The following is a 13,389-nucleotide window of genomic DNA, read 5'->3' as shown; positions in this document are numbered from 1 at the left end:
GGCCCGGCGCTCGGCCCCTGGCACCGTTCTCCGGACACCCGCCCTCCAGCCTTCACGCACGCCGAATAGGCTGGGCGGATGCCGCTGCACGACGACGCACGCCACCGGATCGCGCCGCCGGTCGTCGCGTGGTTCGCCGATGCGGCGCGCCCGCTGCCGTGGCGCGCGGCCGACGTGTCGCCGTGGGCGGTGCTGGTCAGCGAATTCATGCTGCAGCAGACGCAGGTCGCCCGGGTGCAGCCCCGGTGGGAGGACTGGGTGCGGCGCTGGCCGACGCCCGCCGCCCTCGCGGCCGAGCCTCCCGCCGAGGCGGTGCGCGCGTGGGACCGGCTCGGCTACCCGCGCCGCGCGCTCTGGCTGCACCGCGCGGCGACCGAGATCGTCGAGCGGCACGGCGGCGAGGTCCCCCGCGACCTCGATGCGCTCCTCGCCCTGCAGGGCATCGGGCCCTACACCGCGAGGGCGATCGCCGCCTTCGCGTTCGGCGACCGGCACCCCGTCGTCGACACCAACACGCGCCGGGTCATCGCGCGCGCCGTCGACGGGACCGCGCAGGCCGGGCCGCCGGCAACGGCGCGCGACCTCGCCGCGATGGCGGCGCTGCTCCCGGAGGATCGCGACGCCGCGCACCGGTTCAACGCGGGTGCGATGGAGCTCGGTGCGACGGTCTGCACCGCGCGCGCACCGCGCTGCGACGCCTGCCCGATCGCGGGCCTGTGCGCATGGCGTGCGGCCGGGTACCCCGACTACGACGGTCCGCGCCGAGCCCGCCAGGCCCGGTTCGAGGGCAGCGACCGCCAGGCGCGCGGAGTGGTCATGCGCGAGCTCCGCGCGACGCACCGCCCTGTGCCGCGGCCGGAGCTGGCGCGCGTCCTCCCGGACGACGCGCGGCTGACGCGCGCACTCGACGGGCTCGTCGCCGACGGGCTCGCCGTCTCGACGGCCGAGGGCTACGCACTGCCCGACGCGTAGCGCCCCCGCTCACGCGCCCGCGAGGCCGACCAGCAGGTGCGCCTCGACCGGCGCCGCGCGCCCCGCGACCTCGAGCGCGCCCAGCGGCTCGGTGATCGCCGCCGCACCGAGCCGGTCGCGCGTCGCCGCCGCGATCGCGACGCCGCCGACCGGGGCGCGATGCTCGAGCCGCGACGCGACGTTCACGGTGTCGCCGATCACGGTGTAGGTCCGGCCGCCGCCCGTGCCGAGGATCCCGACGTTGGCACGCCCGGAGTTCACGCCCACGCGGAATCGCGGCCAGTCCGGGTGCGCGGCCGCGACGGCGGCCGTGGCCTGCTGCAACGCCAGGGCCGCACCCGCGGCGCGGCGCGCGTGCGAGGCGTTCGAGGCGGCATCCGTCTCGAAGACCGCCATGACCGCGTCGCCGATCAGCCGGTCGATGCGGCCGCCGAAGCGCTCCACGAGCGGCGGGATCGCGTCGGTGAAGTACGTGTTGAGCATCGCGGTCACCTCGGCCGGCTCGTGCGACTCCGAGAACCGCGTGAAGCCCGCGAGGTCGGCGAACAGCACCGAGAGGTCGCGTTCGCCGGCAGCCGTGTCGCGCGTGTAGAGGCCGGCCCAGCGCTCCTCGCGCCACGATCGCTGCGCCGCGACCGCGATGATCACGAACGCCGCGAGCATGAGCACGTGCCACTCCCACCACGACAGGTGCCAGTTGCGGCCCACGACGACCGCGATCTCGGCCTCGGCGAGGAGCGTGAACGCGGCGGCGAACGCGAGCGGCAGGGGCGAGGCGGCGTGCCGGGGCATCCGCAGGTACCGGACGACCGCGAACGCGTAGCACGCCAGCCCGATCGTCGCGAGCACCGCGAACGGCACGGTCGTGCGCTCGGGCGGCGCCGGCGCGTCGAGCGGGCCGAGGCGCAGCAGCGACACGAGCCCCCACAGGAGCATGAGCCCGATCAGTCCGCCGACGAGCCAGGGTGCCAGCCGCACGACCCGGGCGCCCCGTTCACCGCCGAGGTCGAGGCTCGACCATGCCGCGAACACCGCGGCGACCGTCAGGCCCGCCGGCGTCGCGAGCGCGAAGCCGGTGTTGCTCTCGGCCAGCAGCACGCCCGGCGTGGCCAGCGCATGCAGGGCGAGGAAGCCCGCGGCGGCGAGGAAGGACAGCGACACGAGCACCAGCCGTGCGTCGCGCCGCAAGCGGGCGGCCGCTCCGACCGCCCAGGCGAGCGCCGCGTTGATCGCCCCGACAGCGAGCACCAGCCAGAAATGCGTCGGCTGGTGCTCCCACTCGAGGTCGAGCGCCGGCTGGACGATCAGGAGCACGAGCCCGATGACCGGCATCGCGAGCGCGGCGACCGTGAGCGCGACGGCCCCACGCGCCGGCGGCGGTGCCACCGGCCCCGTCCCCGGCGCGATCGCGCTCATCGGGGTGCCCCGGGCTCCGTCTCGGCGAGGTGCTTGTGGACGGACGAGACCACGACCGAGCCCTCGCCCACCGCCGACGCCACACGCTTGACCGACTCGCGCCTCGCGTCGCCCACCGCGAACACGCCGGGCACGCTCGTCTCGTGCGGGAACGGCTCGCGGTCGAGCGGCCACGTCGCACGACCGCCCCCCTCCATCATGAGCGGTCCCGTGAGCACGTACCCCCACCGGTCGCGCAGGATCTCGGGCGGAAGCCAGTCGGTGCGCGGTGACGCGCCGATCAGCACGAACAGCCCGCGACACGCCTCGTCGGTCACCTCGCCCGTGCCCCGGTCGCGGATGAGGATGTGCTCGAGCGACACCTCGCCGCCGCCGCCGACCACCTCGGCGCCCGTGCGGACGACCACGCCCTGGGCGTGGAGCTGCGCGATGAGGTACTGCGACATGCTCTCGGCCAGGCCCGCACCGCGCACCAGCAGGGTGACGGATGACGCGTACCGCGCGAGGTGCAGTGCGGCCTGTCCGGCCGAGTTGCCGCCGCCGACCACGAACACGGGCTTGCCCGCCATGCCCTGCGCCTCGATCGCCGAGGCGCCGTAGAACACGCCGGCGCCCTCGAGCGCCTCGAGCTCGGGCACGTCGATGCGCCGGTAGGACACGCCCGTGGCGAGCACGACCGATCGGCATCGCACCTCGTCGTCGGGCGCGACGCGCACGACGAACCCGTCGTCGCGCCGCTCGATGCCCGTGACCTCGCGAGCGTGCGCGAATCGCGCCCCGAACACCCATGCCTGCTGGTACGCACGCTGGGCGAGCTCCGACCCCGAGATCCCCCGCGCGAAGCCGAGGTAGTTCCGGATCAGCGAGCTCGAACCCGCCTGACCTCCGATCGACTCGCGCTCGATCACGAGCACGTCGAGCCCCTCGGAGGCGGCGTACACCGCCGCGGCGAGCCCGCCCGGGCCGGCGCCGACGACCACGACGTCGGCCACGTCGGCGCTGTCGAACGCCGTCGTCAGCCCGTACGCGGCGGCGAGCGTCGCGTTGTCGGGGTCGCGCAGCGCGCGTCCGTCGAGCAGCAGCACGATCGGCTCGTCGGGCACGTCGCTGATCCCGGCCCGGGCGAGGCGTTCGCGCGCGGCATCCGACCCCGGATCGAACCACTCGTGCGGCACGCCGCCCCGCGCGAGCAGGCTGCGGATCTCGTGCGTGCGGGGCAGGCCCTCGCGCCCGACGACCGCGACCTCGCGGGGGCGCAGGCCGATCGAGCGCTCCCAGTCGAGCAGGAACTCGGTGATCGTGCGGTGGAAGTACTCGTCGGGCGAATGCCATGGCCGGATGACGTAGTACTCCAGCTCGCCCGCGGCCATGAGGGCGAGGATCTCCTCGCGCACGGCCGCATCGCCCCATTGGCCCCATTCGATGAGGCGCCCGCGGCGGACGTCGGGGAACGCGTGCCGCGCGACCGCGAACACCGACCGGCCGTCGAGGTCGCCCGCACGGTCCGCGAGCACGAGCGCGAGGAGCCCGCCCGACGCGGCCAGCGCCTCGACGCGCCGAGCGGCGTCGTGCTCGTCGGCCGCCTGGTCGATGCGATAGTCGGCGCCGTACCTCCGCGCGAGCTCTGCGACGATCGCCTCGCGCGCGTCGGCGTCGTGCTCGACGACGAGGATCACCGGCGGCGGCGCGCTCGACATGCCCACTCCTCCCCGGCGGGACGCGGGCTCCCCCGCCGCTCAGGGACACAGTACCCCGGGCGGGCGGGCAGGCGGGCCGCCGGGCCGTCGACCGGCGAAGGGATGTCCCGGGGTCGCCCCCGGGACATCCTTCGCGCCGCGGTGGTCAGCCGGCGGTCGTCGCGCCCGCCGTCGCCGTCGCCGTCGACGCGGTGCGCTCGCGGTCGGCCTCATCGACGGCGCGGAGGTCGAGCCCTCGGGTCTCGCGCGCCGCCGCGACCGCGACCAGCGTGATCGCGCAGGCGATCGCGACGTAGATCGCGATCGGCACGCTCGATCCGAACTGGCCGAGCAGGCTCGTGGCGATGATCGGCGCGAGCGAGCCCGCGAAGATCGAGGTGACCTGGTAGCCGAGCGAGACGCCCGAGTAGCGCATGCGGGTAGGGAACATCTCGGCCATGATCGCCGGCTGGGCCGCGTACATCAGCGCGTGGAAGACGAGCCCCAGGGCGATCGCCAGCCAGATCACGAACGGGTTCGCGGTGTTCATCAGCGGGAAGGCGAAGAACCCCCACGTCGCGCCGAGGATCGCGCCGGCCGCGTACACGGGCTTGCGCCCGAAGCGGTCGGAGAGCCGGCCGGCGATCGGGATCACCGCGAAGTGCACCGCGTGCGCGGCCACGAGGATGAGCAGCGTGTTGGCGGTGCCCTCCTGCACGACCTGGGTGAGGTAGACGATCGAGAACGTGACGACCACGTAGTACAGGATGTTCTCGGCCACGCGGAGGCCCATCGCGGTGACGACGCCGCGGGGGTAGCGCTTGATGACCTCGAGCACGCCGTAGCTCGTGGCCTTGGCCGTCTCCCGCTCCGCCTGCATCTCGAGGAAGATGGGCGCATCGGTCACCTTGGTGCGGATGTACCAGCCGATGAGCACGATCACCGCCGAGAGCCAGAACGCCACGCGCCAGCCCCAGCCGAGGAACGCCTCGTCGGAGAGCGTCGACGAGAGCACGAACAGCACGAGCGTCGCGAGCAGGTTGCCGACGGGGACCGCCGCCTGCGGCCAGCTCGCCCAGAAGCCGCGGCTCTTGGACGGGCTGTGCTCGGCCACGAGCAGCACGGCACCGCCCCACTCGCCGCCGAGCGCGAAGCCCTGCAGGAACCGCAGGAGCACGAGCAGCGCCGGCGCCAGCAGGCCGACCTGCGCGTAGGTCGGCAGGCAGCCGATGAGGAAGGTCGCGACGCCGATCAGGATGATGCTGAACTGCAGCAGCTTCTTGCGCCCGTACTTGTCGCCGAGGTGGCCGAAGACGATGCCGCCCAGCGGCCGGGCGATGAAGCCGACCGCGTAGGTCAGGAACGCGGCGATGATGCCGGCGTACGGGTCGTCGGAGGGCGGGAAGAAGACCGTGCCGAACACGAGGGTGGCGGCCGAGGCGTAGAGGAAGAACTCGTACCACTCGACGACGGTGCCGGCCATCGACGCGGTGACGACGCGGCGGAGACCCGAGGTCTCGGGGGTCGCGGTCGTCTCCCGGACGGGTGCCTGGGTCATTCGATGCTCCTTTGCATGGAATTCGACGTAGGGGATGTCGGACGCTCTCGCGTCGTCGCCCGAGTCTGTCGTGCATCCTTCTGCATTCCAATGGCGAGATACGCGACTGCGATGTGCGAAACTGCACATCGTGTCGCTGACCCCGCCCCGCCGCGCGCCGAGCGCGGACGACCTCATCGTGCTGCTCGCCGTCGCCCGCGAAGGACGCTACACGAGCGCCGCCGAGCGGCTCGGGCTGAACCACACCACCATCGCGCGACGCATCGAGGCGCTCGAGCAGTCGCTCGGCGGGCGCGTCCTCGCGCGCGGTGCGGCCGGCTGGGTGCTCACGCCGCTCGGCGAGCACGCCCTGGCCGCCGCGGAGGACGTCGAGCGCGCGATGCGCCGCCTCTCCCCCGACGGCGCGCCGGCCCTCGCGGGCATCGTGCGCCTCTCGGCCACCGACGGCTTCAGCGGGTTCATCGCCGCGCCGGCGATGGCGGCGCTGCGCGCGCGGCATCCGGATGTCTCGCTCGAGATCGTGACGGCGCAGCGCCGGGCCGCCCAGCAGCGCGTCGGCGTCGACCTGGAGGTCGTGGTCGGCCGTCCGCACGTGCAGCGCGCCGAGGCGATCCACCTCGGCGACTATGTGCTGGGCCTCTACGCGAGCCGCGCGTTCCTCGACCGCGTCGGCGTCCCGGCGTCGATGGCCGACCTCGACGGCGCCCCGCTCGTGTACTTCATCGAGTCGATGCTGCAGGTCGACGCGCTCGACGAGGCACGACGATCCACGCGCGGCATGGTCGACGCGGTGGCGAGCACCAACGTGTACGTGCACGTCGACGCGACGCGAGCGGGCGCAGGCTACGGCCTGCTGCCCGCGTTCCTCGCCGACGCGCACGACGACCTCGTCAGGCTGTTCCCCGACGAGGTCGAGGAGCGCCTCCCGTACTGGCTCGTCTGCCGGCCCGAGGCGCTGCGCCAGCCGACCGCGCTCGCGTTCATCGCAGCGCTGCGCGCGCGCATGGCGGAGGCCGCCGACGCCCTCCTCGGGCGCGGCGCCCCGCCGGTGCTCGCGTGAAGCCGGAGCCGCCGACGGGTACCGGCCGGGTCAGGCCCGCTCGGCCTCGTCGTCGAGTTCGGCCTCGTCGGCCTCGCGCGGCTTGACGTACGGGTCGGCGTCGCCGGCGTACTCCGCGGTCGCCGCGACCGCAGAGGTCTCGGCGTCGCGCTGGCGCGCCTCGCGGAGCAGCTCCTCGATGTGCTGCGCGTTCTCGGGGATCGCGTCGGCGATGAACTCGAGCGTCGGCGTGAGTCGGGCCGTGATGTTGCGACCCACCTCGCTGCGGAGCATGCCCGTCGCGGCCTGCAGGGCCAGCGCGGAGTCGCGGCGCTCCTCGTCGGTACCGTAGACGGTGTAGAAGATGCTCGCGTGCTGCAGGTCGCCCGTCACACGGACGTCGGTGATCGTGACGAACCCGAGTCGCGGGTCGCGCAGGCCCTTGTCGAGGCGCCGCGCGACGATCTCCTTGATGCGGTCGGCCAGCTTCCTGGCCCGCTGCGGATCGGCCATGATTGCCTGCCCTTCGTGGTGTGGGACGGAGACGGGGCCCCGCTCATCGCGGTGGACGAACGGGGCCCCGTGCCAGGGGTGCTAGGCCCGCGGCTTCTCGCGCATCTCGATGGTCTCGATCTCGTCGCCGACCTGGATGTCGTTGTACTTGCCGAGGCCGATGCCCGCCTCGAAGTCCGTGCGGACCTCGGTGACGTCGTCCTTGAACCGGCGCAGCGACTCGATCGCGAGGTTGTCGCCGACCACGACGCCGTCGCGGATGACGCGCGCCTTGGCGTTGCGCGTGATCGTCCCCGACCGCACGATGACACCGGCGATGTTGCCGAACTTCGAGGAGCGGAACACCTCGCGGATCTCGGCGACGCCGGACTGGACCTCTTCGTACTCGGGCTTGAGCATGCCCTTGAGCGAGGCCTCGATGTCGTCGATCGCGTTGTAGATGACGTTGTAGAAGCGCACGTCGACGCCCTCGCGGGCGGCGCGCTCGCGCGCCTTCACATCGGGGCGGACGTTGAACCCGATGACGATCGCGTTGTCGATCGTCGCCAGGTCGATGTCGCTCTCGGTGACGGCACCCACACCGCGGTGGAGGATGCGCAGCTGCACCGAGTCGTCGACCTCGATCTTCATGAGCGACTCCTCGAGCGCCTCGACGGCACCCGACACGTCGCCCTTGATGATGAGGTTGAGCGCCTCGACCTTGCCCTCTTCCAGCGCACGCGTGAAGTCCTCGAGCGAGATGCGCTTGCGAGCCTTGGCCAGCTGCGCGTTGCGCTCGGCGGCCTCGCGCTTCTCGGCGATCTGGCGGGCCGTGCGGTCCTCCTCGGTGACGAGGAAGGTGTCGCCGGCGCGCGGGACGCTCGAGAGACCCTGCACCTGGACCGGGCGCGAGGGCGTCGCGGCGGCCACGGGCTCGCCGTTCTCGTCGCTCATCGCCCGGACGCGGCCGTAGGCCGTGCCGGCGACGATCGCGTCGCCGACCTTGAGCGTGCCCGACTGGATGAGCACGGTCGCCACGGCGCCGCGTCCCTTGTCGAGCTTCGCCTCGATGGCCACGCCGCGCGCGTCCTTGTCGGGGTTCGCACGCAGGTCGAGGCCGGCGTCGGCGGTGAGGAGCACCGCGTCGAGCAGGTCCTGGATGCCGATGTTCTCGCGGGCCGACACGTCGACGAACATCACGTCGCCGCCGTACTCCTCGGCCACGAGGCCGAACTCGGTGAGCTGCTGGCGCACCTTGCCGGGGTTGGCGTCGGGCTTGTCGATCTTGTTCACCGCGACCACGATCGGCACGTTGGCCGACTGGGCGTGGTTCAGCGCCTCGATCGTCTGCGGCATGATGCCGTCGTCGGCCGCGACCACGAGGATCGCGATGTCGGTCACCTGGGCACCACGGGCACGCATGGCGGTGAACGCCTCGTGACCGGGGGTGTCGATGAAGGTGATCGCGCGATCGATGCCCTCGTGCTCGGTGTGCACCTGGTAGGCACCGATGTGCTGGGTGATGCCGCCGGCCTCGCCCGCGACGACGTTCGCGTTGCGGATGGCGTCGAGCAGTCGCGTCTTTCCGTGGTCGACGTGGCCCATGACGGTCACGACCGGCGGACGCGCCTGGAGGTCTTCGTCGGTCTCGTCCTCGAGCTCCTGGTCGAGGTCGATGTCGAAGCCCTCGAGCAGCTCGCGGTCCTCGTCCTCCGGGGAGACGACCTGGATCTTGTAGCCGAGCTCGGCGCCGAGCACCTCGAACGTCGCCTCGTCGAGCGACTCGGTCGCGGTGGCCATCTCACCGAGGTGGAAGAGCACCGTGACGAGCGAACCGGGGTTCGCGTCGATCTTGTCGGCGAAGTCGGAGATCGAGGCACCGCGACGCAGGCGGATGACGGTGTTGCCGTCGCCGCGCGGAACGCTCACGCCGCCGAGCGACGGAGCCTCCCGCATCTCGAATTCCTGCCGCTTCGTGCGCTTCGACTTGCGGGCCTTGCTCTTGCCCCCGCCACGGCCGAACGCGCCGGCCGTGCCGCCGCCGGGGCCGCGGCCACGACCGCCGCCGCCCGCGGGACGCGGACCGCCGAAGCCGCCACCGGGCGCACCGCCCGGACGGAAGCCGCCGCCGGCACCGCCGCCGGGACGCGCACCGCCGCCGGCGCCGCCGGGACGCTGGAAACCGCCGCCGCCGGGACGACCGCCCGCGCCCGCCGGGCGCGGAGCACCCGGGCGCGGGGCGCCGGGACGCGGCGGCTGGGGCCGCGGGATGTTGCCGGGGCTCGGGCGCTGACCCATGCCCTGCGAGCTGGCGAACGGGTTGTTGCCCGGACGCGGCTGGCCGGGCCGCTGGCCCATGCCCTGCGCGCTCGAGTAGGGGTTGTTGCCGGGGCGCGGCGCGCCGGGGCGCGGCGCGGGACGCGGGATGCTCCCGCCGGGCTTGGGGCCGGCGGGGCGCGCGACGTCACCGGGCTTGGGGCCGGCGGCGGGCTTCGACGCCGCCGGCTCGGCGGCCTCGGCCTTCGCGGGTGCCTCGGCACCGGCCTTCTCGGCCGACGTCTCGGCGGCCTTCTCGGCAGCCGCCTGCGCGGCCTTCTGCTCGGCCTGCGCCTGGCGCTCGGCGACGCTCATGGGGGCGTCGGCGGGGGTCGCCGGTGCGGGCGCGGGGGCCTTGGGGCCGGGCTTGGGGCCCGGCTTCGCGGCCGACGAGGGCCTGGGCGCCTCGGCGGTCTTCGCCGCACCGCCGGCCGCCTCGAGGGCGGCACGCAGGCGTCGTGCGACGGGGGGTTCGATCGAGGACGACGGGCCCTTGACGTATTCGCCCATCTCCTTCAGCTTCTCGAGCGCGACCTTGCTGTCGACGCCGAGCTCGCTGGCGATCTCGTGTACGCGTGGTTTGGCAGCCACTTCTCTCCTGTTCCGGGTCCACCCCGAAACAGGGGGACCATCAATGGCGGACGGGTCTCATTTCGAGCCGCTCATGAGTTGTCCATTAGCCGTTCAACCTTTTTTCCAGATCGGATGTGTCCAGCTCGCCCTGCACGCGGAGCGCGCGCCCGAAGGCGCGGCGTCGCTGGGCGAGTCGGAAGCACTCGAGCGTCGGATGCAGCCACGCGCCACGCCCGTCGAGCACCGCCGATTCGTCGGCGACGACTCGTGATTGCTGGGCGACGACCCTCAGAAGCGAGGACCGCGGGGCACGCGAACGGCATCCGATGCACGTTCTGACGGGTTCCATCCTACACCTCCGGCCCGAACGCCCCGCCCCCGTGCCGGATGGGGGGCGCGGGCGGCCCTCACGCCTGGTCGAGGATCGAGTCGGGCTGGATGTCGATCTTGGCTCCCGTGAGCTTGGCCGCCAGGCGGGCGTTCTGGCCCTCCTTGCCGATCGCGAGCGAGAGCTGGTAGTCGGGCACGAGGGCGCGCACGGCGCGGGTGCCCTCGTCGATGACGTACGCGCTGGTCACCTTGGCCGGCGAGAGGGCGCTGGCGACGAACGTCGCGAGGTCCTCGTTCCAGTCGACGATGTCGATCTTCTCGCTGCCGAGCTCGGAGGTCACGGCGCGCACGCGCTGGCCGAGCTCGCCGATGCAGGCGCCCTTGGCGTTCACGCCGGGCTGATTCGCGCGCACCGCGATCTTCGTGCGGTGACCGGCCTCGCGCGCGAGCGAGACGATCTCGACGACGCCCGAGGCGATCTCGGGCACCTCGAGCGCGAACAGCTTGCGCACGAGCGCGGGGTGCGTGCGCGAGACCGTGATCGAGGGACCCTTCGCGCCCTTGGCGACGCTCGTGACGTACACGCGGATGCGCTGGCCGTGGGGGTACTCCTCGCCCGGGACCTGTTCCTCGGGCGGGAGGATCGCCTCGACCGTGCCGAGGTCGATGTGCACCATGCGCGGGTTCGGGCCCTGCTGGATGACGCCGGCGACGATGTCGCCCTCACGTCCGCGGAACTCGCCGAGCACCGCGTCGTCGGCCAGGTCGCGGAGGCGCTGGTTGATGACCTGCTTGGCGGCGAAGGCCGCGATCCGGCCGAAGTCGCTCGGGCTGTCCTCGACTTCGCCGATGACGTTGCCGTCGTCGTCGTGCTCGGGAACGTAGATCGACACGTGCCCGGTCTTGCGATCGAGGTGCGCCCGCGCGCCCTGCGGATTCGCGTGCCCGTGCTGGGCGGGGTTGGTGTGCTTGAGGTAGGCCATCAGGATCGCCTGCTCGATGATCTGCACCAGTTCGTCGAACGGGATCTCCTTCTCGCGCTCCATCATGCGGAGCACGCTGAGGTCGATGTCCATTACGGCCTCCTCTATTCAGCTCTCAGTATTCAGCTCTCGGTCCGCCTCCCCTCCCGGGGCGGAACACTCAAGAGTAGCGGATGGCGCGGAGCACCGTCATCCGCGTCCCGGGATTCCATGTGAATGGGCATTGACACGGAATCGGACTTCCGCGTTAATGGGTGGTGTCATGAAAACCACGCGCACGTACACCATGCGAGCCCGCGCCGAACAGGCCGAGCAGACCCGCCTCCGGATCGTCCGGGCGACGGTCGGGCTCGGCGGCGAGCGCCCCCTCGCGGCATGCACACTCCCCGCGATCGCCGAGCGCGCGGAGGTCTCGGTGCAGACCGTGCTGCGCATCTTCGGCTCGCGCGAGGCGCTCTTCCGCGAGGTGCTCGAACGAACGAGCGCCGAGGTCGTCGCCGAGCGCACCGCCGACCCCGACGACGTCCCCGCGTCGATCGCCGCGCTCGTCGATCACTACGAGCGCCGCGGCGACACCGTGCTGCTGCTGCTCGGCCAGGAGGCGTGGGAACCCCTCGCCGCACAGGTGACGACCCCGGGCAAGCGCATGCACCGGGAGTGGGTCGGCGCCGTGTTCGCGCGCTCGCTCGCTCCGCTCGACGCCGCCGATCGCCGGACCGCGACCGACCTCCTCGTCGCCGCGACCGACGTGTCCGCCTGGAAGCTCTGGCGGCGCGACCTCGGCCGCACCCGAGACGAGACCCTCGACCGGATGCTCGCGCTCGCGGCATCCGTCACCGACCGCATCGACCCGGACTCCCGGCGCACGCCGCCCGCATGAAGGGACCCGCCATGTCCACCATCGCCATCGTCACCGTCGACGCGGGCGGCAACACGCCGCCGGCCGTCCGGATCGCCGACGAGCTCGCACGACGGGGCCACCGCGTCGAGGTGCTGGGCCACCGTCGCCAGGCCGACCCGATCGCCGCCACCGGGCACGGGTTCCGCGCGCTCGAGTCGCTCGATTTCTGGAACTCCGCGGTGCGCCGCGCGGTGCCCGCCGCGATCGACCATGCGGCACGGCTGGCGGCCGACCGCGCGCTCGAACGAGAGGTGCGCGACGCGGTCGGCGACGCCCGCCCCGACCTCGCCCTCGTCGACTGCCTGATGGCCTCCTCGGTGCGCGGCGCGCGCGAGTCCGGCGCCGCGAGCGCCGTGCTGTTCCACACCTTCCTGGACTTCTGGCTGCGCAGCTACCGCCGCGGGCCCGTCGGCATGCTCGCGCGGTTCCGCGGCACCGACCCGCTCGCCGAATGGCAGCGCGCCGACGCGCGGCTGGTCGCGAGCGACATCGCGCTCGATCCCGCGTCGGGCCGTGCCTCGCGCCTCGCGGCCGCGAGCGAATGGGTCGGCGCGATCGAGCGCGGCGCGCCCGCGGCACCCGACGGCACCCGACCGCCGCTGGTCGTCGTGAGCCTCTCGACCACGTGGTTCCCGGGCCAGACCGACGCGTACCAGCGGATCATCGACGCCCTCGGCTCGCTCCCGGTGCGGGGACTCGTGACGCTCGGCGGCCTCGCGCCCGACCGCGAACTGCGCGTGCCGTCCAACGTCGAGGTGCGCGACGCGGTGCCGCACGCCGAGGTGTTCCCCGGGGCATCCGTCGTCATCGGCCACGGCGGCCACTCGACGGCCATGCGGGCGCTGGCCCACGGCATCCCGGTGCTGCTCATGCCGATGCATCCGATGCTCGACCAGCCGATGATCGCGGCCGCGGTCGAGCACGCGGGCGCCGGCATCGCACTCCCCCGCGGTGCCGCGCCGGCGCGGATCGCGGCGGCCGTGACCACGCTGCTCGCCGACGACGGCCTGCGCGGCCGCGCCGCCGAGCTGGGCGATCGGCTGCGGTCGACGGATGCCGCCTCGGCCGCCGCCGACGCCGTCGAGCGGCTCCTGGGCGAGCGTGGCGAGCGCGCCGCCTGAGCAGGCGACCAC

11 protein-coding genes are annotated in these 13,389 nt (G+C 73.3%); 4 read left to right on the top strand and 7 right to left on the bottom strand.

Annotated features, from left to right (window positions below; all coding sequences use genetic code 11):
• The first annotated feature begins 78 nt into the window (after positions 1-78).
• On the top strand, positions 79-972 hold the full coding sequence (locus AC3RKB_RS12970) for an HhH-GPD family protein (RefSeq protein ID WP_491436556.1): 894 nt from the start codon (positions 79-81) through the stop codon (positions 970-972).
• 9 nt (positions 973-981) lie between these two features.
• On the opposite strand, the gene AC3RKB_RS12965 is transcribed toward AC3RKB_RS12970, so the two are convergent.
• The 3 genes from AC3RKB_RS12965 to AC3RKB_RS12955 form a co-directional block, all read right to left on the bottom strand.
• Positions 982-2,388 (bottom strand): adenylate/guanylate cyclase domain-containing protein, encoded by a 1,407-nt coding sequence (locus AC3RKB_RS12965; protein ID WP_491436555.1) that lies wholly within the window; start codon positions 2,386-2,388, stop codon positions 982-984.
• Positions 2,385-4,085, bottom strand: a complete 1,701-nt coding sequence (locus AC3RKB_RS12960) for an NAD(P)/FAD-dependent oxidoreductase (RefSeq protein WP_491436554.1) — start codon at positions 4,083-4,085, stop codon at positions 2,385-2,387. Before AC3RKB_RS12960 ends, AC3RKB_RS12965 begins: the two co-directional genes overlap by 4 nt.
• Before the next feature lie 145 nt (positions 4,086-4,230).
• Positions 4,231-5,622 carry an MFS transporter gene (locus AC3RKB_RS12955; RefSeq protein ID WP_491436553.1) on the bottom strand — a complete coding sequence of 464 codons (1,392 nt, stop codon included), beginning with the start codon at positions 5,620-5,622 and terminating at the stop codon, positions 4,231-4,233.
• A gap of 130 nt (positions 5,623-5,752) precedes the next feature.
• On the opposite strand from AC3RKB_RS12955, the gene AC3RKB_RS12950 reads away from it, so the two are divergent.
• Complete coding sequence (locus AC3RKB_RS12950; RefSeq protein WP_491436552.1) at positions 5,753-6,682, top strand: LysR family transcriptional regulator; 930 nt, start codon at positions 5,753-5,755, stop codon at positions 6,680-6,682.
• 30 nt (positions 6,683-6,712) lie between these two features.
• Here the strand turns inward: AC3RKB_RS12950 and rbfA are convergent, their stop codons facing one another.
• The 4 genes from rbfA to nusA form a co-directional block, all read right to left on the bottom strand.
• Positions 6,713-7,174: a 30S ribosome-binding factor RbfA gene (rbfA, locus tag AC3RKB_RS12945; RefSeq protein WP_491436551.1), complete on the bottom strand. Its 462-nt coding sequence runs from the start codon at positions 7,172-7,174 to the stop codon at positions 6,713-6,715.
• An 81-nt stretch (positions 7,175-7,255) separates the two neighbouring features.
• On the bottom strand, positions 7,256-10,060 hold the full coding sequence (gene infB / locus AC3RKB_RS12940) for a translation initiation factor IF-2 (protein WP_491436550.1): 2,805 nt from the start codon (positions 10,058-10,060) through the stop codon (positions 7,256-7,258).
• 85 nt (positions 10,061-10,145) lie between these two features.
• Positions 10,146-10,391: a YlxR family protein gene (locus AC3RKB_RS12935; protein WP_491436549.1), complete on the bottom strand. Its 246-nt coding sequence runs from the start codon at positions 10,389-10,391 to the stop codon at positions 10,146-10,148.
• Between the two features lie 58 nt (positions 10,392-10,449).
• Positions 10,450-11,448 carry a transcription termination factor NusA gene (nusA, locus tag AC3RKB_RS12930; RefSeq protein ID WP_491436548.1) on the bottom strand — a complete coding sequence of 333 codons (999 nt, stop codon included), beginning with the start codon at positions 11,446-11,448 and terminating at the stop codon, positions 10,450-10,452.
• A gap of 169 nt (positions 11,449-11,617) precedes the next feature.
• Here nusA and AC3RKB_RS12925 point away from each other — a divergent pair, with 169 nt between their 5' ends.
• Both AC3RKB_RS12925 and AC3RKB_RS12920 read left to right on the top strand, forming a co-directional pair.
• A complete protein-coding gene (locus tag AC3RKB_RS12925; RefSeq protein ID WP_491436547.1) occupies positions 11,618-12,235 on the top strand; it encodes a TetR/AcrR family transcriptional regulator in 618 nt (205 codons plus the stop codon).
• Positions 12,236-12,246: 11 nt separating this feature from the next.
• Positions 12,247-13,377, top strand: a complete 1,131-nt coding sequence (locus AC3RKB_RS12920) for a glycosyltransferase (protein ID WP_491436546.1) — start codon at positions 12,247-12,249, stop codon at positions 13,375-13,377.
• The last annotated feature ends 12 nt before the right edge of the window (positions 13,378-13,389 follow it).

The sequence above is a fragment of the Agromyces capsici genome (assembly GCF_058349965.1).
Note: the sequence above shows the minus strand (reverse complement) of the source record. Positions and strands in the feature narration are given on the sequence as shown.

Coding starts and splice junctions, on each gene's coding strand:
- AC3RKB_RS12970 (WP_491436556.1), top strand. CDS start 79: ATGCCGCTGCACGACGACGCACGCCACCGGATCGCGCCGCCGGTCGTC.
- AC3RKB_RS12965 (WP_491436555.1), bottom strand. CDS start 2,388: ATGAGCGCGATCGCGCCGGGGACGGGGCCGGTGGCACCGCCGCCGGCG.
- AC3RKB_RS12960 (WP_491436554.1), bottom strand. CDS start 4,085: ATGTCGAGCGCGCCGCCGCCGGTGATCCTCGTCGTCGAGCACGACGCC.
- AC3RKB_RS12955 (WP_491436553.1), bottom strand. CDS start 5,622: ATGACCCAGGCACCCGTCCGGGAGACGACCGCGACCCCCGAGACCTCG.
- rbfA (WP_491436551.1), bottom strand. CDS start 7,174: ATGGCCGATCCGCAGCGGGCCAGGAAGCTGGCCGACCGCATCAAGGAG.
- AC3RKB_RS12935 (WP_491436549.1), bottom strand. CDS start 10,391: ATGGAACCCGTCAGAACGTGCATCGGATGCCGTTCGCGTGCCCCGCGG.
- nusA (WP_491436548.1), bottom strand. CDS start 11,448: ATGGACATCGACCTCAGCGTGCTCCGCATGATGGAGCGCGAGAAGGAG.
- AC3RKB_RS12925 (WP_491436547.1), top strand. CDS start 11,618: ATGAAAACCACGCGCACGTACACCATGCGAGCCCGCGCCGAACAGGCC.
- AC3RKB_RS12920 (WP_491436546.1), top strand. CDS start 12,247: ATGTCCACCATCGCCATCGTCACCGTCGACGCGGGCGGCAACACGCCG.